Source organism: Pseudomonas syringae (assembly GCF_021606685.1).
Lineage (GTDB): Bacteria > Pseudomonadota > Gammaproteobacteria > Pseudomonadales > Pseudomonadaceae > Aquipseudomonas > Aquipseudomonas syringae_R.
Window position 1 is genome coordinate 77,191 of the sequence record NZ_WKCB01000013.1, and the last position, 19,330, is coordinate 96,520.

Here is a 19,330-nt window from a genome sequence, read left to right on the forward strand (position 1 = left end):
CAAGATACGACCACGAAGATATCGACCTAGTGAACTGCGCGCACGGGGTTCCGGTATCAAACAGAAGATTACTATCTCCATCCCATAGCCTCATTCCGAACCTAGCTGTTTCGGAGGACTTAAAGCCCGCGCAAAACCACCTCCCCGAAGTCGACTGCCCGGATATCCCCACGAATGAAAACCCACGCCACGCCCCCGTTGAACCTATAATTTTGCAAAAACAAAATGTGTTTGATTGATTTGGTCGAACAAACACAAGCGGTGGCTCAATTGTATTAATGACCTTGGAAAAAGAAACGGTAATTCCTGAGCCATTGCCGCTCCACGTACCAGTATCCAAAATAACTAGTCTCGCAAACTCCGAGTCAAGATTTACAACGTCGCTACTATTTGTGAATCTCAGTCCATATGTCATTATCGATACCTAGTTACGATAAGACGTTGAGTTGTAGTCCCAACCGGACCGGAGTTTGGGTTGCCGAAATACACCCTGACAAATCCCGCACCGATGCTCGCGGTGAACCCTATAGCGCTGGGAAATTGTGCATCAGTGGGATAACCCCCAACCGGTACGCACACCGCAGAATGATTTAGTGGCACCACTCCTGGAACTACGATATCTACGCTTCGGCCGCTGCCGCTCCGGGGAACCAAGCCCGAATAGATGACCCTCACCGTGAATGAGTTTTCATCTAACTCAAGGGCGCCATCGGCGCCCCATATCCTCATGCCAAAACTCATGCATCAAGATCCCCCAATTGAACGCGCTTGACGTTGTTTTCGTCGTAGACCTTGATAGCGCGGTTGGTCATAGTCAGGCGGCCACCGCCGGGCGCGGGGCCGTTGAACTCCAGATTGCCCGCTTTATCAAGGCGCCAGCCCTGCACGCCGGCGACGTAGTTGTCCGATTGCAGGGCTTGGCCGATCTTCAGCATGGTGATGCTGCCGTCCTGGATGAAGGCCGCGCGCATGAAGACTTGCCCGTTATCGACCGTGAACGGGGTGAACACCTGGCCGCCGGCCAGTGTGCTGACGATCGCGAAACGATCGGCGCTCACCAGAAACTGGCTTTGAAGCACCCCCTCTTCGTCCTGCTCAATACCCAAGCCAAAACCAGCTGCGACCAATTGCCCATCAGCATTGACCTGCATTTTCACGGAATACATCGTGGAGAACTTGCCGTCGGTGTCGGCCTGGGCCTGGCTTACGGTCTGGATGTCTGCGGAGTTGTCGTCGATCTTCACGCCGATCTGCTGGATGGCCTGGGCAGTTGCCTCGCGATCGCTGACCACAACGCTTTCGAGCTCGGTCACCGAGCCGCTAACCTCACCCACCGAAGCGGTGAGTTCCGTCTGCCGCTGAACCATGGCCTCGTTCTGCGAGGCGCGCGTTTTCACTTCCTGCGCGAAACTTGCCGAGGCGTTGTAGCCCTGGAGCGCGTCAGCAAGATCACCCTCGCCGGTGTCATCCCTGTAGGCCGATTGCAAGGCCTGGAGGCTCGACGCCTGGGCCGTGACCACACCATCCAACTCGGTAATGCTGGTGGTGTTGATCTCAACCTGACGCGCCAGCCCGTTTGCCGTGACCAGCACCTGGCCCACGTCCACCCAGTAAGCGGCGTTCGGCGGCGAGGTATCTACCGGCACCAACTGGGTCGCCTGATAGATCCGCTTGCCTACCACCACCAGGTCGCCCTCGAGGTAGACGGACTCAGGGTCATAGGCCGACAGCCCATCGAGCGCATCGATCTGCGCCTGCAGGCCTGGAATCTTGTCGATTTCGTCGACGATATCCTGGCCAAGCTCCGTGCGACCGATCTGCCCGGCGATCAAGTCCAGCACTGGCGCCGCATCGGCGCTGGCCATACCCATTACACCGTTGCCGACCGGATAGAACGGCCCCACGTTGCCGGTGCGGTCCACAAGGCGCGCCCAGAAGAAGAACTGAGCACCTGCCTGTAAGGCCTGCATGCTGTAATTCGCCTGGGGGTGCGCCAGGTCGGCCAGCTTGGTGGCCACCGACAGGTCATTGGCCTGGCCATACCATAGCTCGGTGCGCTGGGTATCCTCGGCGCCAGCAGGGAAACCCCAGCGAATGCCGATTCCGAACAGTTCGCTGGTGGTGGATAGAAACGCTACCGCCGGCGGCAAGCCGACCTTCCCTTCCAGGTTGGTCAGGCTGGAGCTCTTCCAGATCGAGGAGATCTCGAAGGCGCTCACCGATCGCACCCGAGCCAGGTAGGCGCCCGAGTAAATGCCCGTGACGTCAACGCTTGTCGCGCCCGTGCGCTGAAGCTTGATCCAGTTGCCGCTGTCCTTGCGCCACTCCACGTCATAGGCGACAGCGCCAGCCACGGCAGGCCATGAGATGTTCATGGTGCTGATAGCCAGGCCCTGGTCAACGGAGTAGTTCGAAGTGATGTCGACGCTCGCCGGCGCCGGAACGACGGTGATCGGCACAACACTGATTGGCCGCTCTTCCAGCCGGGCGCCGGTGTCGATGTGATCGAACTTGCTCGGGTCGTACTGAACGGCCGAGATTTCAAACACGCCTGGCTCCGGCCGGGCCACGCTTACGACACGATAAAGCGGGATTGCCAGGTCGTCCGCATCCAGCGCCCACACAAGTTCGCGCTCAGGCGCCACGGAGTAAGCCACGGTCACAGTGATCTGCCGGCCGCTGACCAGTTGCACGGTGCGGCCCTCGCACTTGCCGTCGGGCAGGTTGAGGATCAACCGATCGCCGGGCTTGGCCTGGGTGTCGCGATCCAGGGTGATGACCTTGCCGCTCACCGCCGAGATGCGCCCGCCCACCGGCCAGCCGGCGAGAAGTTCGTCAGCGATCGGGATCACGTAGCCAGGGAGCGGGATGCGCCCATCGAGGCCGACCTTGAAGGTGACAGCCCGGTCCTTCGAGTTCGTGAGCAGCGCCCACTTACCGCGCCGCTGGGCCTCCGACTCTCGGTCGCAACCAATTGCGCTGATCTCCAACGGGTTGTCGCCGTAGCGCCGCTGCAGCTTGGCATCGGTCACAGCTGTGACATCGGTGTCGTAGTTGTTCAGCGGGTTGTCATAGCTGACCAGCGCGCGGCTGTAACGGGTACGTTCCGATGCGCTGGAGTATGTGAACTTGCCATCGATCACGTTCGCCCGTGTATAGGCGAAGTCGAAGTCGGTGGCGCGCGGCATGTCCGACAGCGTGAATACTTGGCCTTGGGCCCAGTAGGTCATGCCGCGGTAAATCGCCGAGATATCGCGCAGTAGCGACCAGGCGTCAATGACTGGGCGCTAGCCTTCATCGGCGCCCCGAGCTTTCTGGTTGGCAGCTTTTACTTATGGGTTGTCACCACAACGACACCTGATCTGTTAGTCCTGACTCGCGATCACGGCCTACCGCTAAAAGCCATTTTGGCTTTCGTATTCTTGGGCGGCCTCGCAGTAAGCGCCTGGTTATTTCTAAACGTCGCGCGTCGGTGCAGTGAGCTGCTATACGAGCGTAATTTAAAATAACGCCATGCCCGACCCGCCGGGCTTTTCGACAACACGCCTCAATAATAGGAGCACCAATGCATAAGGTTTTGCTCGCTGTCAGAGTCGTCCAGAAGGGCGAGCTACTTGGTTACTGCAGCCATCAGGTAACCCTTCCTTTCGCCCCCTTCCTTGGCCTTCGTTTTGAGCAAGGAACCAGCTGCACGTTATGGGAAACGATGACAGGATCGGAGCTTGCGCCAGCTGTTGAGAAAGTCATCTATGATCTAGATGAGGAGCAGTTTGTTTGCCTCTTCAATGTGGACATCCCACTGAAGGCTTCCTTTTGGAGAGACGACGTAGATCCAAGGCCTGGATCAGTCAGCGCTATCGGCGAATATTTCCGTCACATGCCAATCCGTGACCGCATCCTAGGCGGCTCCACCGGCAGAGTATTTTACGAGTGAGTTTATGAGCGCACAACTATGACACCACTTACCAATTAACCGCCACCAAGGTGTGGACTGTCACTGACATGGAATTAATATGGACATATCAACCACAATGCCACCCACTTTATATATTGCAATCGGTGCAATTTTAGCTGCCGTCATCGCGGGCTTCTTCTCTTTCGCAAACCTAGTAAGCTCAAAAGAAAACAAAATATCTGAGTTCCGACTCTCATGGATTGATGGCCTGCGGAACGAGATTGCTGAATATAGTGCAGCACTACAAGAATTGATCAGAGTAGAAAACCTTCGAGAGTACTACAATGAGTCAACAAAAACCGAAGTCGAGCTGGACCAGCAATGGTTTGAAAACAGTAAAGAGGCCTTCCAGCAGGCAATAAAAACATTATCTTGCATTCAGATGAGATTAAACCCAGAGAGCGTAAAAAATGATCCTGAAAGCTATGAAGCCATTTTAATGCGACACATCACAAATGCACGTAACGAGTTCAACAAAGAGAACTATGAAAACGCTAGCAAATGCTGCATTGATATACGCGACGCAGCATCTCACTTACTGAAATCCACATGGGATACTGTGAAAACAGGAGAGCCCGAGTATCGAAATATACGGAAAAATGCTTGGATCGCTATTAAATGTGGAGTGACTCTATCTGCCATTTCAAGCATAGTCTTGATCGGCTTGGCCGCAGCCCATTAATTACAAAGTAGATGAGCTACTAGCCTCCCCACTTAGGGATCTATAAGCTAAAAATCAACTTGAGAGCATCCAATGCAAAAAGCCCAGCACGGTACTGGGCGTGGAGCAAGGATCGAGGCACCAAGGAGCTTTTTAGATATAGAATCTGTGACGACTGCTCCATTCGTTCTGACTTCCGAAGCCACGAAAAGCTGCATACCAAAATGGTTCTGACCCGGGAGTCATGTTCACAATAACATGATCAACTCCTTGCCCCCTCAATTCCAAAATCAGCTGCCCTAACGCTTGCGTTCCGATTCCCTTTTTTCGCCAAGCCGGCGCGACGAAGAAGTAAAAAATCTGGCTACTAACCCAGCGAAATGAATAGAACCCCACCACCTCTTTACCATAAAGTATAACGTAGCAGCGCTCACCCTCATCTAATGCATCACTTCTGATCTCGCTAAACCCACAGTCAGGATCGAGCCGCAAAATCTTCTGGGCAGCTAGTTCCTGCTCCCGGCCGGCTTCGGCAAATGTCAAATTGGCCATGTGAATACCCCACATAAAAACAGCTTCGGCTACTCTCATATTTCAGGGAGCAAAATAGTGGCCAGATGCAAAAACTTGCTTCACCTAGGTTTGAGGGAAGACTTTACGACACCTCTTCACCTACTCTGAATAGGCTTCCGTCCTCTCTGTAGCTCACCTCAGACAGCGCTTTCTTCCAAAAATGTGAAGCCTTTTCATTTAGGGAGTGTAGTACGTAGTGCTCATGTCCACGTTTTTTAAGCAAAGACAAAACCTCTCGCGCAGCAGCAACTGAAATCCCATCCTCCCCGCGACACTCAGGCTTAACGAAGAACTTAGAAACCTCAACAGCTACTCCGTCGTCTCCTTGCCAATAACCAAGAAGAACAAAACCGGATTCTTTCCCGTCTGCTTCGATCGTCAAGAGCTCGCTTCGATGAGCGCAGCATTTAGCGTCTTTAAACGAATCTGGATCGCTAGATAGCATCTGCTCTGCACGTGATGCATTCATGCTCTCCTTGAGCTCTATACGCTTCGGCATTCCAATAGCTCCCTAGTCCCAACAAAACCACCATCTTAGACCGTTCAGTATCTTTGATATAGCTGGATGAAATGCCAGTAACTCGCCTGACGATTGGCGTAGTAGCGTTGCGCTTTTAATTACCAAGGAATGGCCATGTCAGTCAGAAGTCTCGTGAAAAATCTACCAGCAGACCCGGATATGCCTGGGTGGGTGATGGGATGGGCCGTGGGTCGTAATGATCCATGGAGCTTTGTTGACATCTACGCCGACAAAAATGTCGCAGAGATCGAGGCTGAGCGACTGGGTGATGGCCACACTGTGAAGTATGGGTCGCATAGGCTAGGAACAGATGACTTTATGGGTGGCGGCGAAGAACCTAGATAGCGACCGCCTGCTTCAAACCAAAATCAATTCTCCCAGGCCCAGATACAAGCGCTGCTTTAAGCCCTGACTTACCGTAGTAGCTGCGGCTGTAACCGCCTTTGCTCTGGCACTTGCCGGAGAATTTCATGCGATCAATCTCGACAACACCATCCAGAATGGCGACTTCGGCTTCAGCGCCGCAGACACCAGCGTCGGTAATGTTGAAAAGGTCGTGAATGGTCAGTAAGTAGCATTGTGCGGTCTGCATGCCCTGCTCCGGCGACCCTGTCGCGTCATGGTTGTTTTGCATCCTTGTGCCTGAGGATCAGGCGCGTTCGGTCATACCAAGGGCCGCCGTAGACGATGATCTCGGACGGCCTGCCGTACAGGTGGTGCAACAGGAACGGGCCCGGGTCGAAAACACCTGAATCCTCACCAGGCAGCGACGGATCGGTGCCAAGGTAGATCCCTGCATGATTCGGGTGAACCGTACGACCGACTTGCATAACGATCATATCGCCGCGCTGCGGCCGGTCTACGCGAACGAATCCGGCGGCCTCGTAGTGCTGCTCGTACAGGCTGGCGTTCTCGGCACTCTCCCACCAGCCGTCGGTGCGCTGGAAGGATTCAAACTCCAGGCCCCATTCGCGCTGGTACCAATCGGAGCAAACCTGCCAGCAGTCCCATGCCCCATGCACGAACGGGCGCTTGAGCAGCGGCGTGCAGCCCGTTGGCGTGATCGTGCGCATATCGCCCTCGGGCCACGACAGAATGTGCCAGGGCAGCGCCGTGGCCTCGCACATGGCCAGGTCATGCGGGGACGGCCTGCTGGTGGCGTCCGGGTGCGAGTGAACGATGCCGATCAGCTCGCCAAGGTCTTCCGCCGCAGCGTAGTCCTCGGGATCGAGCCGGAACTCTTCGCTCGGCTCGCTGCTGAGCAGCGTGCAGAACAAGAGCGCATTGACTCGGAGCGCCGCCAAGCTGAAGCCGCTGAGCGAGCGAGACTCGCAGAGATCGCACGGGCAAATGCCGCTGCCGACGAGATCAACCGCCAAGCCGCCGCGCGGGAAGCGGACAAGGCGCACAAAGCAAAGATCAACCGCGCCGCGCTGGACGCATTTATCGCCGGCGGTATGCCCGTGGAATGCGCGAAACAGGCAGTCACCTTGATTGCTCAGCGCAAAATTCCAGCCATCGCCATCACTTACTGAGGTCGTCATGAACGAGATCATTCAAATGCCGGCACGCGAAAGTGCCGGCCTTACTGCCGCCGAGGTTCACCGCTTCTCGGCCGTCGAGATTCGCCAGCGCGTTAACCTGGTGCAGGAAGTGATGCAGGGCATCATGAAGCGTGAAACGCACTACGGCACCATCCCTGGAACCCAGAAACCAACCCTGTACAAGCCGGGTGCAGAGGTGCTCTGTGTGACCTTCCGGGTTGCGCAGGAATACCGAATTGAAGATCTATCCGGCCCAGGCGTAGCACGCTACCGGGTCACTTGTGTTGGTCGTCACCAGATGACCGGTGTTGCTCTCGGCGAAGGCGTCGGCGAATGCTCGTCCAGCGAAGAGAAGTACAAGTGGCGCGGCGTCATCTGCAAAGCGGAATTGGACGCCACCCCAGAGAATCTGCGCCGGAAGAAATATTACAAAAACGGCAATACCGCCGATCAGATCCGCACCGAACCAGCAGACCTGGCCAACACCATCCTCAAGATGGCCTGCAAGCGGGCCATGATCGCCATGACGCTCAACGTCACTGCGGCATCGGACATCTTCACGCAGGACATCGAAGATCTACCCGAGGAGCTGCGGCCACAGGAGCAGTCTCAGGCTCAGGCGCAAAGCCAGAAAGCCGCACCAGTCCCCCATGACCCTGCCCTGTCCGCTCACTGGATTACCCAGGCCGAAGCTGCCATCACGCCCGACGCACTGACAGAAGTTTGGAAGGCCGGGGTGGCTGTCATCAATGACGCCAAAGACACAACAGCCTACGACCTGTTCAAGGCCGCAGTGGTGGCGCGCGGAGTGAAGCTCAAAGCCACCGAAGAGGCCAAGCCGGAAAGCGAGGACGTCGCAGATCAGCAGCCCGAGCCAACAGTCGACGAAGAAGTTGAATTTGAGGAGACTCCAGAATGATCATTGTGAATTGCGCGCAGGGCTCTGAAGAGTGGCACCAGGAGCGAGCAGGCGTTATCACAGCCAGCATGTTTGGCGATGCGCGAGCGAAGCTCAAGTCAGGACCGAACAAGGGCGAACCAACCGCCAAGGCTCAGGATTATGCATTCCGACTGGCTGTGGAGCGGATCAGCGGCAAGCCCCTTGATGGCGGCTTTGAGACCTGGCAAATGCGCCGCGGGCATGAACTTGAACCACAGGCTCGCATGGAGCATGAAGCTCAAACCGGCTTGATTGTCACTCAAGTCGGACTTGTAAAAACCGACGACGGCGCATTTGGCGCCAGTGCAGATGGCTTCATCGGCGAAGATGGCGGCTCGGAGTACAAGTGCTTCCTCGCCCCTGAAAAACTTCGGTCGTTTCACATCGACAATGACGCCAGCGAGATCATGGACCAGGTACAGGGGTGCATGTGGATCACCGGTCGCAAGTGGTGGCACATCGGGATGTACTGTCCAGCCCTTGAATCGGTCGGACGCCAGTTGTGGTGGCAGGAATTTAAGCGCGACGACAACTACATCGACAAGCTTGAAGAGGAGCTTTGGGAGTTCAAGCTTCTGGTGGACGGATATGAGGAGAAACTGCGGAGTAAAGCAGCATGATCAGCAACCACCTCAGCATGGTCGAGGCGCTTCGGCCTGCATCCAACGAACTGGCTGCCGCGGTCGAGCAGTACCTGGCGGCCGGCGGCAGGATCGAAGTGGCCGAGCCACCACATCCACCGAAGCCAGTCGCATACGTCCCTCAGGAACCTCCGGCGCCGAAGCCATTCGTTCGGCGTCGAGTTGAGCCGGTCGCGCCACCGCCGCCTACCCCGCTGGAGCGCCAGGAAGAACAGCGGCGGCAGCGAGTAGCAAAGGTCATGGAACTGGCACCAACCCACACGCAAAAAGAAGTCGCCCTGGCAACAGGCATTGGCAGGCGAACCCTGTTGAGCATGTCCAAGGAATTAAATTTCAGCTTCAAGCGTTGCACCCACGGCGGCCATGACAGCCCTGAGCGGATGCAAGCAGTGAAGGCGCACGAACTGATCCTGGTCGAACGGATCAAGGCCTACAAGGAGCTTGGTATCAGCCGGCGCCAGGCGTGCGAAAAGCTGCACATCAACAACACCACGTTGAAACGTCTGATCGAAGAACACTCGATTGACTATCCGATGTCACGCGCCGGCGGTAATCGATGCGCTGCGTGAGTCGAGTCCAGCAACGCAAACGTCAAACCTGGCTCGCACTGCCGACCAGCGGAATAGAAGAGGTAGGCCATGGCCAAGACTGTGCAGGAGCGCTCGGCAAAAACCGCCAGGAAGCGCGTGGCGAATGCCGAAGAGGAATTGAGGCTCAGGGTTCGGCCCGGCACACGGCAGGCGCTGGCCGACCTAATGGCGTGGACTGAAGACACCGAGCAGGCTTCGGTGATGGCTGGGTGCCTTCGCTATGTCCACTCCCTCGGCAAGGACGGCGCAGCAGATGCGCTTCGTTCGCGCCACAAAATCGAAGTTAACGAAAACGTGGCGGCAGAACTCTACGCCATAGGACAGCGCCAAGCATCTCGGCTCGACGCCGAAGAAGTATGAGCCTCCCCGGCAATATCGTGCTGATGATTAAGCATGATCAGGACAATTGGAGCTTTCAAACCTGCGCGCTAGAAATCACGAGGATGCGTTGAGTACGCGCCTGATAATTGCAGCGAAAGTTACATAGCTAGCTTGTGGGTGATCTTGATTAACAAGCTCCTCGCCAGTAACAGAGAGAATTGTGCCGTTCTGATCCACCAAAAATCGGACAACTTCAATGGGTTCTAAAGAAATCAAAGAGCTTGTGCAAACAGCAGCTTCTACCATGCCGCTCCCCGTCCGCAAACCCGCCTGGTAGCGGACTGAAAACTTCTTTCCCATCACCTCGCCATCTATCCGGCTTTCTCCTGAGGCAGGTGAAATCAGTACCGCACCATCTAGGTAACGCTCTCCCAGTTCCCGCCAATGGTCAAACATTGCGAGCAATTTTCCCGCTGCATACTTAGCAGCAAAGTCAGCGGATGCCATTTCCTCACGAAAAAGATTGGCATCGTATTCAAAATCGCTTTTTTTCATTTCTACAACTCCTCAATCGGCTCCATGCCGGACCAGAACAAATACCCCATACAAAATCAAAACGCCACTACACCTTTGTTGCATACGGTAACGGAGGGCGGCGCCTGACTGGAGATAATCCATGAGCAACTACATGTACAAGACCACTGCCCCGGCCGTGGTTGCCGCGGCAATCGCCTGGGAGGCCAAACGCAAAGAATGGGACGCCCAGCGCGCCAAGCTTGGCCAGGTGTTTGGTGGTGCGGCCTCGCCGATGCGGTCGGGCAATCGGAGCTATGTCGGTGGCGTGAAGCTCAGTGATAGCCGCGAGCTGGACGTGCACTGGTGCCGCCCCGATCAGTACGGCTACCGCGCTCTTAGGTCCAGCGCCAAGCCTGCGAAAGGGACGCCGAAGGAAGCTCGCGCCGCCCAGGTCGCCGAGCATGAACGCCTGTTGGCTCTCTGGAAGGAACATTGCCCCGCCAGCATCGACATGGACGAAGCCTGGGAGGCGATCGGCCTTAACCCAGGCGCGCTGTGGATGTGCGGCGGCGTGTTCTTTGAGCTGGAAGGGGTCGTGTACCTGAATCTCGGCCTCAGGCTTGAGGATGGACACGAGAACATCGAGGGCGCCGCCGAAATCCTCGGCAGCGAGTTTGAAGCGGCGCGGCAACTAGTGTTGGGACAGCGCCAGGCCGCTTGAGATTGCGCTTAGCCTATCTCAGGCATTAAGAACGTGAAGCTCCCAGTCAGGCCTTTGCGCAAAGCTACAGGCATCTGGTATCCGAAATAGATGAGCCATCGACCGTCAGGCCTCAGATCGGAGTTGACACGATAGGTGCCGACCTCGTTTTCAGTTATGCCGATCAGCTTCGCCACTTCTCTGTCTGAAGGCTTATCGCTCACGAAACGCTCCTTGATCCGGCTTCATGCCGGTCACCCGTAATACCCCATATCAACGAATCACGCCAGCCGGCGAGGATCCCCTATGCACGTTTTGTTCTGCAGTTACGGGAACGACTCTATCGCCCTTATCCAGTGGGCGCACGAGCGCGGCCTGAAGGATGTTGTGTGCCTCTACTCCGACACTGGATGGTCTGCAAGCTGGTGGATCGACCGAGTAGCCAGAGGCGAGGCGCTGGCTCAGGGCTATGGATTCACCACGGCACGCACCGAGTCGGAGGGGATGCTCGAACTGGTAAAACGGAAACGCGGCTGGCCAGGTGCCGGCGGACAGGGTCAATTCTGCACCGCGGAGCTAAAGGTGCTTCCAGCCTTGGAGTGGCTCGACGTCAATGACTCAGATAAGGAGTCCACGGCAATGACCGGAGTAAGGCGCAGCGAGAGCAGGCACCGTTCGGACGCAGAGGAGCACATCGTGGAATCAGAGCGGCATGGCGGCCGGGAACTATGGCAGCCCCTAGTGCGGCACGACGATGCAATGCGTGATGCCCTACTTCATCGCGCAGGCTTTGATGTGCTGCCTCATAGGTCGCTTGAGTGCTACCCGTGCATCAATGCGAATATCGACGACATCAGGCTGCTTTCCGAGGATCGGATAAGGCTGATCGACATCACCGAGAAAGACCTGGGGTTCACCAGAAAAGGAAAGCCCCGAGTGATGTTTCGCACGGCCCGCCGCAAAGGTGCCGTTGGCATCCGTGCCGTCGTGCAATGGGCGGCAGCACCCAGGCCGCGAGATCAAATGGAAATGTTCCCCGCTGAGTGCGACTCAGGCTATTGCGGAGGATAGGCCTCACGACTCCGTCTCAGAATGTGTCCTGATCGGCCGCCGCCAAGATCAACAGCCCAAGAATCCCCTAGTGTTTTCAGCTCTCCAAGGTCTTCATCGCTCGGAGAGAAGAGGTGATCGCCCTTTATCGAATAAAGCACGTCTCCAGGGTTCGTCTCTATTCCGACGCCCCCCAGAAGCAGCCCAAGAGGAGCCGTCTTGAAACGGTCGGCGCAAACAATCCAGTGGCCAAACATATAGCTGTTTTCTCGCATAGCATATTACTCATCGATTTAGAAGTACTGATTATACCCCCTGTAGAAAATCACGTTTGACGCCGCATAACTCCCTCACTCCACCGCCCGGGCATGCATAGTGATCGTGAGTCTCCGGATCCAACAAACTGTCCGAAAAGAGAATGCTATGTCTTAGTAAAATCGAGTAAATAGCTAACGAAATTATCTGGATTATAAACGTCCAGATAATCCACATAGCCTCTGATAAATTTTTTATCTTTAGTTTTCGCGGCGATAACTTGCATAAGATACGCAACACTCGCGCCGGCACAAAGCATACCGGCAGATAAATCATTGCTAGAGTCCGCAATAGATCTTGCCCTACTCAAAATAAGTTCACGATTTGAGCGAACCCCCCTAAGTATCTCACCAAGTGTGTCCACCCCAAGATACCGAAGGGCATCAATTTCCTTAAAGCTGAATTGAGGTTCACAAATTTCATTACTCATAATTTTGGCCAGCTCGAGATCCAATCTAACGATATATTCGTTAGAAGTTACGAAGCTTTCCAGAGAGGTTTTATCAACAAATACTTGATCAAGCTTGTTTACAGGTGCTTCACGAATAGACTTTGCATACTCTACAAGCTCACTGCTTATAGCCACAAACTCCTGATCGGCCAGCTCCAACAGACCTGACAGCCTCGAAAATTTTCTCCGAATATTATTAGGTATTTCAACATCAGCTTTGTAGCCTATATCATGCTCAATTTCGGCCCAAGCATGTTGAAGTATAGATCTGATCTGGACTTCAACTTTAAATTTCGAGTATCGAGAGTACTCAGGAAGAGCAAGACGGCCAGCGCCAAACTCAACTACGTAATGAATAGACGCATAACCAAACCTATCAGGATCCTGCATCATTCGCTTATCGATCGAATTTTTCAAATCAATATCAAATTCGCGCTCGATGAGAGTTGCCACCCGATCCAAATCACTTGCGAAATGCGTTATTATTCGAACACCTGCCAGATCAGTAATTTCCTCCAATGATCCATATGGACTTTTTTTATCAACTTTTTTCTGAGCTTTAGCTTCAAGGCTTTTGGGGCTCTTGCACCTAGAGCTTATCGAATGAACAGCAAGGCCATCAACTTCGATAAATTCCTTTATAACTGTCTCGATTTTTTTTGCGAACGAATTGTACTCACCTTGAATTTTTTCATACTCTGCCCTCAGCTCTTTCCCCAGCATTCCTTGTCCTTCCCAAAACTAGATTCACTAAGAAATCTTACACGAAGACTATTCGCTGTCCCGCATCAGATTTTCCTCCATCCCCAACCTAGACGATGCCTGGGCGAACCGGAAGCCATTACCTAGCGCACAAGCAAGAGCTACCCCTCACTACCTATCCCTTCAAAGTCAGCCGCTATAGCGGCAAGGATCTCGGCATGCCTGAAGAAAGCCAAGTCGCCGCGCCCCTGCAGGTGGAGCGCTCGACAGTAACGAAGCTGGTTATTACCGGTGCGCCTCGGCTCGATGCGATAACTGTGTTTCTCGAGGACTTCGGCCGGCGCGACTGCCCGATTGACTCGAACCCGAACTACCAGACCGCCCAGGGCAAGATCACCATCAACTGCTGGGACAACAGCTGGAACGCCTACTGGGGCGGGATGGGGCCGCGCACCGTCGCCGAGTTCGTCGCCGACAGCGGATGGGACTACGTCCTGAACTGCCTAGATCGTGGGATCAGCCCAACTGTATTCAGCGGAGACGCGCTTCACACCCTGGCCAAGAAGTGCATCGTCCAGCGGCGCCGGCAACAGACCGGGCGACACGACTGGGAGCTTGGCGAGTTGAGCAAAGATGAAGCCCGCGATCTTTGGCACGACATCGACTCATTACTCAGCATCGAGAGCCCGAACGAGTGCTGGCATCAGAGCGAGCTATTGACTGAGCTGTTTGGGGATGAGTGGCATTACCCACTCGACGGTAAGGCTGTCGAAGAAAACCACAAGTTCACCTACCTGCGTCGGATTGTCGAAGCCGTGCAGCAGGCATTGCGCCAGGAGCAGCAGGCGGTGACGCCATGATCGCCACCCTCTGGTTCGCCTACGTGTTCATCTATCGAGGGCCGAGGCCATGAAACAGCATCGCGTTTTGATCGGCGACTGCATTGAGTCGATGCGGACGCTACCAGACAAATCGGTTCAGATGTGTGTGACCAGCCCGCCCTATTACGGTCTGCGGGATTACGGCGTAGACGGCCAGATCGGCCTGGAGGAAACGCCGGCGGAGTTTATCGCTCGGCTGGTGGAGGTGTTCCAGGAAGTGCGTCGAGTACTCCGCGACGACGGCACCGCCTGGGTGAACATGGGAGACAGCTATGCATCTGGTGGTCGCGGCGGTGGCGGCTCGTTCATGTCTGAGCGCGGGGACGGTGCATGGCAGGGTAAGGGCCAGGCAACGGGCTGGCGATCAGCGCCAGCAGGCTACAAGCACAAAGACCTGATGGGCATGCCGTGGCGGTTGGCCTTCGCTCTGCAGGATGACGGCTGGTATCTGCGCCAGGACATTATCTGGCACAAGCCGAACCCGATGCCTGAGAGCGTCCGCGACCGATGCACTAAGGCCCACGAATACATTTTTCTGCTGAGCAAGTCACCGAAGTACTTCTACGACCAATCGGCGATCCTTGAGCCATGCTCACCCAACACCCACAACCGGCTCTCGCAAGACGTTCTCGCGCAGGTCGGCAGTGACCGTGCCAATGGTGGGGCCAAGAGCAACGGCAACATGAAGGCGGTGGCCAGGAAATCAAACGGCGTGGGCTGGGGGCACGGCACGGATAACAAGGAGAGATGCCGGGGCAGGATCAAGGACAACGAGTCGATGGACTCAGCCCTAGCGATAATGCCCAGCGAGCGAAACAAGCGCACCGTTTGGACAGTGCCAACCCACAGTTTCAAGGGTGCCCACTTCGCGACCTTCCCTCCGGACCTGATCAGGCCATGCATTCTGGCCGGCGCACCACTCGGTGGCGTTGTGCTTGACCCTTTCGGCGGCGCCGGCACTACGGCGGTGGTCGCCATGCAGGAAGGTCGCAAATCGATCCTGTGCGAGCTGAATCCGGAATATGCCGCAATGGCTGAACGCCGGATCGCGGCCGCTTGGCTCGACGGCGCGGCGCAGATGGATGTCTTCCGCGACACAGTGCAACACCCAGCAGCCTAACCCCAATCCCCCTACATGCCAGCCGGTGATCGGTGTCAGGGCAGCTGGCTATCAACCCAACGCTCAGCAGCAGCCATGGCATCATCGATCGCGGATGGGTAGTCAGGCCAGGGGCCGGTAAGTTCGGCGGCAACCTCGCCCAGGCCATGAATGGGCGCCGGTTCGATGATCATGGCAGCAATGGGGGCTTTGTCGTTAGGGCGCCGCCATACGAACTTGAGAAACATCGTTTGACCCCGATAAACGTGGACAACTGGACCATCGAGGTTGTGTGACACGTGCTCGCCTGCTTGCTGAATGAGTTGAACGAAGTTGTACACCCGTATCACTGCCCAGTGAATACAAGCAAAACGCTATCACTCCATTCCCGCATACGCCTGCAAGAGTTCGGCGCATTACTGATCCCGTCTACGCCAACCAATCACCAGGAAAACCAAGCCAGGTATCAAGAGCCCCGGAGCTACATAGGCAAGTGTTCCACTCGCGAGCAGTCCAGTAATTCCAAAGACAAAGCCACAAATCGTAAGCGGCAGTCCCACTACAAAAATTGGCTGTTTGAACGCCTTATCCATCGTTCGATTCCATTCAAGAATTTTTCCTATTAAACCATATGTGCCTGCCGGTGAGCGGCGGGTCACCTTTTGCCGCCCCGCGCGGCCAGGACACCCCATGTCAGCAGCCGAACAATTCAACGACGGCATCACCGGCGACAAAGTCTCCGAGGCGCAAATGGCCCAAATCCTCGGTACCACCCTCGCCGCCCTGCGCTCCAAGCGGGCCAGAAAACAGAAACCCGAAGGTGTCTGGAACACTCATTGCGGCAGGATTATCTACAGCATCAGGAGATACTACGAATGGCTCGAAAGCCAATGGGTTTGCCCGCAGGAATGGACCTCCACCACGGATCGATCCGCATCCGCTTTATGTGGAACGGCAGCCGGCGCAGTGAAACGCTCCCCTATCCCGCGACACAGAAAGGAATCAAGTCTGCCTCACAGGTTGTTGATCAAGTAAAAGGCCTGATCAAGCTGGGGTTGCTCGACGACGACAAGTACGCCGAGCTGTTCCCCAGTTCAAGCAACGTATCCGGGGGCAAAATCAACTTCGGCGAGTACGCCCAGCTCTGGCTGGACAGTCGCGAGGTAGTGGCCGGCACGAAGGGGAACTACAAGGGCGCGCTGAACCGCTACTGGATGCCTGGCCTAGCCCGGGTGCGGATAGATCTGATAACCACCACACTGCTACGCCGGGTAATGGCTGCCAGTGAGTGGAAATCGCCCGGGGTGAAACGCAACGCGATTTCGAAGCTGTCGACGATCCTGAATTCGGCGGTCAACGAGGAGCTGATTCCGAAGAACCCTGCTGCCATCCTCGAGCTGCCCAAGCGCACTAAAAAGGAAATCGATCCATTCACCTTGGACGAAGCCAACCAGATCATCGCCAAGATGTACGGGCACGACCACTGGCCCAGCACGATCTATGCGGCATTTTTTGAGTTTGTATTTTTTACGGGAATGCGCCTATCCGAAGCCCTGGCTATGCGCTGGGATGCGATTGACGAAGAGAAGAGGACGGCCCACGTATGTCGCGGGATCGCCTTGGGGGAAGTGGTGGAGCGCACGAAAACGGGCAGTGACCGCTTTGTTTTGCTGAATGACCGCGCCCTGCACGCCTTGGCGTTCGCCAAGGAATATGCAGAACGTCGGAAAAAGGGCAAGGGAAAGGTTCTGGAAACACCTTTCATCTTCCCGCCGTCGAAGAACGCAGAGTACGTGCGGCAGACCTCCGACCTGCACAAGCAATGGATACCGACACTGAAAGCGTTGAATATCCGTCGTCGCCCGCCATACAACTGTCGTCACACCTATGCGACAATATGCATTATGTCTGGCATGAACCCCGCCTTCATCTCCCAGCAGCTCGGCCATAGTGTGCAGATGCTGCTCTCGACTTATGCGCGTTGGATCAACTCAAGCTCGGACTGGAGCGAAATGCAAAAGCTCCAGATTGGTCCCAAATTGGTCCCAGCTCAAATAAGCGCACCCTAAGCTATTGATAGGTAAAGTAATTGATCTCCACAGCTAACATCACCATGCAGTTCGGCGCCAAGCCGCTCTTCGAGAACGTCTCGGTCAAGTTCGGCGCCGGCAACCGGTATGGTTTGATCGGTGCCAACGGTTGCGGCAAGTCGACCTTCATGAAAATCCTCGGTGGCGACCTCGATCCGTCCGGCGGCCAGGTCATGCTGGAGCCGAATGTTCGCTTGGGTAAACTGCGTCAGGACCAGTTCGCCTACGAAGAATTCACCGTGCTCGACACCGTGATCATGGGCCACGAGGAGCTGTGGAAGGTCAAGGCCGAGCGCGACCGTATCTACTCGCTGCCGGAAATGAGCGAAGACGACGGCATGGCCGTGGCCGAGCTGGAAACCGAATTCGCCGAGATGGACGGCTACACCGCTGAGTCCCGCGCCGGTGAGCTGCTGCTGGGCCTGGGTATCCCGTTGGAGCAACACTTCGGCCCGATGAGTGAAGTGTCGCCTGGCTGGAAACTGCGTGTATTGCTGGCCCAGGCGTTGTTCTCCGACCCTGAAGTGCTGTTGCTCGACGAACCGACCAACCACTTGGACATCAACACCATCCGCTGGCTGGAAAACATCCTGACCCAGCGCTCCAGCCTGATGATCATCATCTCTCACGACCGTCACTTCCTGAACAGCGTGTGCACCCACATGGCTGACCTGGACTACGGCGAGCTGCGCCTGTTCCCGGGCAACTACGACGAGTACATGACCGTGGCGACCCAGTCCCGCGAGCAACTGCTGTCGGACAACGCCAAGAAGAAGGCGCAGATCTCCGAACTGCAATCGTTCGTCAGCCGCTTCTCGGCCAACGCCTCGAAAGCCAAGCAGGCGACTTCCCGTGCCAAGGCGATCGACAAGATCCAACTGGCCGAGGTCAAGCCTTCGAGCCGTGTGAGCCCGTTCATCCGTTTCGAACAGACCAAAAAGCTGCACCGCCAGGCGGTCATGGTCGAGAAGATGGCCAAAGGTTTCGACGGCAAGCCGCTGTTCAAGGACTTCAGCTTCCAGGTTGAAGCCGGCGAGCGCGTCGCGATCATCGGCCCGAACGGTATCGGCAAGACCACCCTGCTGCGCACCCTGGTCAACGAGTTGACCCCGGACGCCGGCAGCATCAAGTGGACCGACGCCGCGGAACTGGGCTACTACGCCCAGGACCACGCGCACGACTTTGAAGACGACATGACCCTGTTCGACTGGATGGGCCAATGGACCCAGGGCGAGCAAGTGATCCGTGGCACCCTGGGCCGCATGCTGTTCTCCAACGACGAGATTCTCAAGTCGGTCAAGGTCATCTCCGGTGGTGAGCAAGGTCGCATGCTGTTCGGCAAGCTGATCCTGCAAAAGCCGAACGTGCTAATCATGGACGAACCGACCAACCACTTGGACATGGAATCCATCGAGGCGCTGAACCTGGCGCTGGAGAACTACCCGGGCACGCTGATTTTCGTCAGCCACGACCGTGAGTTCGTATCGTCCCTGGCCACCCGCATCATCGAGTTGAGCGCCAACGGCGTGATCGACTTCAGCGGCACCTACGACGACTACCTGCGCAGCCAAGGCGTGGTGTTCTAAGCCGCTCCTAAAGCTATGGCAAGCCGCTTGTGTTGCAAGCGGGCTTGTTATGGCGAGCGGGCTAATGTGGCAATTGAGCTTGTGTGGCAAGCGGGCTTTTGTGGCGAGCGGGCTTGCCCGCGTTGGGCTGCGAAGCAGCCCTAACCCCTAACACCGCGGTTCTGCCTGACAGATCCGCGGTGTTTTTTATGGGGC

20 protein-coding genes and 1 pseudogene are annotated in these 19,330 nt (G+C 56.1%); 12 read left to right on the forward strand and 9 right to left on the reverse strand.

Going from position 1 to position 19,330, the window contains the following annotated elements:
• Positions 1–737: 737 nt before the first annotated feature.
• A pseudogene (locus GIW02_RS08030) lies at positions 738–3,275 on the reverse strand (host specificity protein J); the annotation flags it as partial.
• Between the two features lie 290 nt (positions 3,276–3,565).
• On the opposite strand from GIW02_RS08030, the gene GIW02_RS08035 reads away from it, so the two are divergent.
• Complete coding sequence (locus GIW02_RS08035) at positions 3,566–3,934, forward strand: hypothetical protein (protein ID WP_177015812.1); 369 nt, start codon at positions 3,566–3,568, stop codon at positions 3,932–3,934.
• 79 nt (positions 3,935–4,013) lie between these two features.
• Positions 4,014–4,637: a hypothetical protein gene (locus GIW02_RS08040; RefSeq protein ID WP_236418615.1), complete on the forward strand. Its 624-nt coding sequence runs from the start codon at positions 4,014–4,016 to the stop codon at positions 4,635–4,637.
• Between the two features lie 132 nt (positions 4,638–4,769).
• Here GIW02_RS08040 and GIW02_RS08045 read toward each other — a convergent pair whose 3' ends face one another.
• The 4 genes from GIW02_RS08045 to GIW02_RS08065 all read right to left on the reverse strand — a co-directional run bounded on the left by GIW02_RS08045 (position 4,770) and on the right by GIW02_RS08065 (position 7,253).
• A complete protein-coding gene (locus GIW02_RS08045; RefSeq protein WP_236418614.1) occupies positions 4,770–5,168 on the reverse strand; it encodes a GNAT family N-acetyltransferase in 399 nt (132 codons plus the stop codon).
• Between the two features lie 103 nt (positions 5,169–5,271).
• Positions 5,272–5,688: a GNAT family N-acetyltransferase gene (locus GIW02_RS08050; protein ID WP_236418613.1), complete on the reverse strand. Its 417-nt coding sequence runs from the start codon at positions 5,686–5,688 to the stop codon at positions 5,272–5,274.
• 358 nt (positions 5,689–6,046) lie between these two features.
• Positions 6,047–6,301: a hypothetical protein gene (locus GIW02_RS08060; RefSeq protein WP_236420073.1), complete on the reverse strand. Its 255-nt coding sequence runs from the start codon at positions 6,299–6,301 to the stop codon at positions 6,047–6,049.
• Between the two features lie 25 nt (positions 6,302–6,326).
• Positions 6,327–7,253: a C40 family peptidase gene (locus GIW02_RS08065; protein WP_236421822.1), complete on the reverse strand. Its 927-nt coding sequence runs from the start codon at positions 7,251–7,253 to the stop codon at positions 6,327–6,329.
• Between GIW02_RS08065 and GIW02_RS08070 the strand changes: the two genes are divergently transcribed.
• The 4 genes from GIW02_RS08070 (at position 7,252) to GIW02_RS08085 (ending at position 9,784) form a co-directional block, all read left to right on the forward strand.
• On the forward strand, positions 7,252–8,172 hold the full coding sequence (locus GIW02_RS08070) for a hypothetical protein (RefSeq protein ID WP_236418122.1): 921 nt from the start codon (positions 7,252–7,254) through the stop codon (positions 8,170–8,172). The two genes, GIW02_RS08065 and GIW02_RS08070, sit on opposite strands and share 2 nt — an antisense overlap.
• Positions 8,169–8,813, forward strand: a complete 645-nt coding sequence (locus tag GIW02_RS08075) for a lambda exonuclease family protein (RefSeq protein ID WP_057712091.1) — start codon at positions 8,169–8,171, stop codon at positions 8,811–8,813. The genes GIW02_RS08070 and GIW02_RS08075 overlap by 4 nt, the downstream gene beginning before the upstream one ends.
• On the forward strand, positions 8,810–9,403 hold the full coding sequence (locus GIW02_RS08080; RefSeq protein WP_236418120.1) for a hypothetical protein: 594 nt from the start codon (positions 8,810–8,812) through the stop codon (positions 9,401–9,403). Before GIW02_RS08075 ends, GIW02_RS08080 begins: the two co-directional genes overlap by 4 nt.
• Before the next feature lie 69 nt (positions 9,404–9,472).
• Complete coding sequence (locus GIW02_RS08085; RefSeq protein WP_236418119.1) at positions 9,473–9,784, forward strand: hypothetical protein; 312 nt, start codon at positions 9,473–9,475, stop codon at positions 9,782–9,784.
• Between the two features lie 75 nt (positions 9,785–9,859).
• On the opposite strand, the gene GIW02_RS08090 is transcribed toward GIW02_RS08085, so the two are convergent.
• Positions 9,860–10,300, reverse strand: a complete 441-nt coding sequence (locus GIW02_RS08090) for a hypothetical protein (RefSeq protein ID WP_236418118.1) — start codon at positions 10,298–10,300, stop codon at positions 9,860–9,862.
• A gap of 121 nt (positions 10,301–10,421) precedes the next feature.
• Here GIW02_RS08090 and GIW02_RS08095 point away from each other — a divergent pair, with 121 nt between their 5' ends.
• Positions 10,422–10,982 carry a hypothetical protein gene (locus GIW02_RS08095; RefSeq protein WP_236418117.1) on the forward strand — a complete coding sequence of 187 codons (561 nt, stop codon included), beginning with the start codon at positions 10,422–10,424 and terminating at the stop codon, positions 10,980–10,982.
• A gap of 8 nt (positions 10,983–10,990) precedes the next feature.
• Here the strand turns inward: GIW02_RS08095 and GIW02_RS08100 are convergent, their stop codons facing one another.
• Positions 10,991–11,185: a hypothetical protein gene (locus GIW02_RS08100; protein ID WP_236418116.1), complete on the reverse strand. Its 195-nt coding sequence runs from the start codon at positions 11,183–11,185 to the stop codon at positions 10,991–10,993.
• Positions 11,186–11,267: 82 nt separating this feature from the next.
• On the opposite strand from GIW02_RS08100, the gene GIW02_RS08105 reads away from it, so the two are divergent.
• Positions 11,268–12,032 (forward strand): adenine nucleotide alpha hydrolase family protein, encoded by a 765-nt coding sequence (locus GIW02_RS08105; protein WP_236418115.1) that lies wholly within the window; start codon positions 11,268–11,270, stop codon positions 12,030–12,032.
• A gap of 400 nt (positions 12,033–12,432) precedes the next feature.
• On the opposite strand, the gene GIW02_RS08110 is transcribed toward GIW02_RS08105, so the two are convergent.
• Positions 12,433–13,500 (reverse strand): hypothetical protein, encoded by a 1,068-nt coding sequence (locus GIW02_RS08110; protein ID WP_236418114.1) that lies wholly within the window; start codon positions 13,498–13,500, stop codon positions 12,433–12,435.
• A gap of 197 nt (positions 13,501–13,697) precedes the next feature.
• Between GIW02_RS08110 and GIW02_RS08115 the strand changes: the two genes are divergently transcribed.
• On the forward strand, positions 13,698–14,339 hold the full coding sequence (locus tag GIW02_RS08115) for a hypothetical protein (RefSeq protein ID WP_236418113.1): 642 nt from the start codon (positions 13,698–13,700) through the stop codon (positions 14,337–14,339).
• 49 nt (positions 14,340–14,388) lie between these two features.
• Positions 14,389–15,480 (forward strand): site-specific DNA-methyltransferase, encoded by a 1,092-nt coding sequence (locus GIW02_RS08120; RefSeq protein WP_236418111.1) that lies wholly within the window; start codon positions 14,389–14,391, stop codon positions 15,478–15,480.
• Between the two features lie 35 nt (positions 15,481–15,515).
• Here GIW02_RS08120 and GIW02_RS08125 read toward each other — a convergent pair whose 3' ends face one another.
• Positions 15,516–15,707 carry a hypothetical protein gene (locus GIW02_RS08125; RefSeq protein WP_236418110.1) on the reverse strand — a complete coding sequence of 64 codons (192 nt, stop codon included), beginning with the start codon at positions 15,705–15,707 and terminating at the stop codon, positions 15,516–15,518.
• Positions 15,708–16,334: 627 nt separating this feature from the next.
• Between GIW02_RS08125 and GIW02_RS08130 the strand changes: the two genes are divergently transcribed.
• Positions 16,335–17,528 (forward strand): tyrosine-type recombinase/integrase, encoded by a 1,194-nt coding sequence (locus tag GIW02_RS08130; protein WP_236418109.1) that lies wholly within the window; start codon positions 16,335–16,337, stop codon positions 17,526–17,528.
• A 20-nt stretch (positions 17,529–17,548) separates the two neighbouring features.
• Positions 17,549–19,135 (forward strand): ABC-F family ATPase, encoded by a 1,587-nt coding sequence (locus tag GIW02_RS08135; protein WP_101269772.1) that lies wholly within the window; start codon positions 17,549–17,551, stop codon positions 19,133–19,135.
• Positions 19,136–19,330 lie beyond the last annotated feature (195 nt).

Coding starts and splice junctions, on each gene's coding strand:
- GIW02_RS08095 (WP_236418117.1), top strand. CDS start 10,422: ATGAGCAACTACATGTACAAGACCACTGCCCCGGCCGTGGTTGCCGCG.
- GIW02_RS08070 (WP_236418122.1), top strand. CDS start 7,252: ATGAACGAGATCATTCAAATGCCGGCACGCGAAAGTGCCGGCCTTACT.
- GIW02_RS08110 (WP_236418114.1), bottom strand. CDS start 13,500: ATGCTGGGGAAAGAGCTGAGGGCAGAGTATGAAAAAATTCAAGGTGAG.
- GIW02_RS08090 (WP_236418118.1), bottom strand. CDS start 10,300: ATGAAAAAAAGCGATTTTGAATACGATGCCAATCTTTTTCGTGAGGAA.
- GIW02_RS08075 (WP_057712091.1), top strand. CDS start 8,169: ATGATCATTGTGAATTGCGCGCAGGGCTCTGAAGAGTGGCACCAGGAG.
- GIW02_RS08115 (WP_236418113.1), top strand. CDS start 13,698: ATGCCTGAAGAAAGCCAAGTCGCCGCGCCCCTGCAGGTGGAGCGCTCG.
- GIW02_RS08125 (WP_236418110.1), bottom strand. CDS start 15,707: ATGTTTCTCAAGTTCGTATGGCGGCGCCCTAACGACAAAGCCCCCATT.
- GIW02_RS08085 (WP_236418119.1), top strand. CDS start 9,473: ATGGCCAAGACTGTGCAGGAGCGCTCGGCAAAAACCGCCAGGAAGCGC.
- GIW02_RS08130 (WP_236418109.1), top strand. CDS start 16,335: ATGGCTCGAAAGCCAATGGGTTTGCCCGCAGGAATGGACCTCCACCAC.
- GIW02_RS08105 (WP_236418115.1), top strand. CDS start 11,268: ATGCACGTTTTGTTCTGCAGTTACGGGAACGACTCTATCGCCCTTATC.
- GIW02_RS08045 (WP_236418614.1), bottom strand. CDS start 5,168: ATGGCCAATTTGACATTTGCCGAAGCCGGCCGGGAGCAGGAACTAGCT.
- GIW02_RS08120 (WP_236418111.1), top strand. CDS start 14,389: ATGAAACAGCATCGCGTTTTGATCGGCGACTGCATTGAGTCGATGCGG.
- GIW02_RS08080 (WP_236418120.1), top strand. CDS start 8,810: ATGATCAGCAACCACCTCAGCATGGTCGAGGCGCTTCGGCCTGCATCC.
- GIW02_RS08065 (WP_236421822.1), bottom strand. CDS start 7,253: ATGACGACCTCAGTAAGTGATGGCGATGGCTGGAATTTTGCGCTGAGC.
- GIW02_RS08040 (WP_236418615.1), top strand. CDS start 4,014: ATGGACATATCAACCACAATGCCACCCACTTTATATATTGCAATCGGT.
- GIW02_RS08060 (WP_236420073.1), bottom strand. CDS start 6,301: ATGCAGACCGCACAATGCTACTTACTGACCATTCACGACCTTTTCAAC.
- GIW02_RS08035 (WP_177015812.1), top strand. CDS start 3,566: ATGCATAAGGTTTTGCTCGCTGTCAGAGTCGTCCAGAAGGGCGAGCTA.
- GIW02_RS08050 (WP_236418613.1), bottom strand. CDS start 5,688: ATGCCGAAGCGTATAGAGCTCAAGGAGAGCATGAATGCATCACGTGCA.